Raw genomic sequence first — 1,266 nt, 5'->3', positions numbered from 1 at the left:
TGGCCCTGCCCCCGTTGACTGGACACCTCACAAGAGAGAATGTTCACATGGGAAACACACGTCGGGAGTTCACTCCTGAGTACAAAGACGAAGCCGTGAAGCTGGTGATCAACACCGGCAGGGCCATCGCGACCGTGGCCCGCGAGCTCGGCATAAACGAGGCTTCGCTGGGTCGTTGGGTCATCGCTTTCAAGGCCCGAAACGACACCGGTGAGACCGCGGTTACTGAGTCCGAACGGGCCGAGTTGCTCCGGCTGCGCAAAGAGAACGCGGACCTGAAACTGGATCGGGCGTTTCTAAAAAAAGCGTCCATCTTCTTCGCCCAGGAAGCATCGGATACGAGCGCAAAGCGTTCGAACTGATGCTGGCGGAGAAGACCAACTTCACCATCACCCGCATGGTCCGCCTGCTCGAGGTGTCCCGCTCGGGCTACTACGTCTGGCTCGACCGGAAGCCGTCGGACCGCGCCATTCGACGAGAGAACATCGAGCAGAAAGTGGCGTGGTTTCACGGTGATTCCGATGAGGTTTATGGGTCGCCGAGGATCCTTGCCGACCTCCGCGCTGACGGGGAGACCATCTCGCGCAAGACCGTCGCCAAGACCATGCAACGCCTCGGATTGGTGGGTATCTGCCCGAAAAAGTGGCGGACCACCACGATCATCGACCACGCCGACGCTTACCCCGTCGACGCCGTCAAACGGAAATGGGACACCGGTGCCCTGAACCAGGTCTGGGTCGGCGACATCACCTATCTGAGGACCTGGGAGGGCTGGGTCTACCTGGCGACCGTGATCGACGCACACAGCCGCCGGGTCATCGGTTGGGCCATCGCCGACCACATGCGGACCGATCTGATCGAGAATGCCCTCGTGATGGCCATGACGCTGCGCGGAGACAGGCCGGCGCAAGTTATCTTCCACAGCGACCGCGGCACCCAATATGCCTCAGCCCAGATCACCGCATTCGCGATCAAAAATGGCATCACTCGCTCGATGGGATTGACCGGTATTTGCTGGGACAACGCGATGGCTGAGAGCTTCTTCGCGACGCTCAAAACCGAGTTCTACTACCGCCGAGTATGGCCCACCCGCGACCGCGCCACCCGAGAAGTCGGAGCCTGGATCGAGGACCGATACAACCGTCGGCGCCGACACTCCTCGATCGGAGATGTCACCCCCGTCACCTTCGAACTGCAATACTCGTCAGAGACCGCGGAAGTTCAACTCGCCGCTTAACCCGTGTCCACTAACCGGGGGCAAGGCCA

General features: G+C 60.8%; 1 pseudogene. It reads left to right on the top strand.

Annotated features, from left to right (window positions below):
- Positions 1–47 precede the first annotated feature (47 nt).
- A pseudogene (locus tag E3T55_RS07250) lies at positions 48–1,237 on the top strand (IS3 family transposase).
- Positions 1,238–1,266 lie beyond the last annotated feature (29 nt).

Source organism: Cryobacterium frigoriphilum (assembly GCF_004403305.1).
Classification (GTDB): domain Bacteria; phylum Actinomycetota; class Actinomycetes; order Actinomycetales; family Microbacteriaceae; genus Cryobacterium; species Cryobacterium frigoriphilum.
Note: the sequence above shows the minus strand (reverse complement) of the source record. Positions and strands in the feature narration are given on the sequence as shown.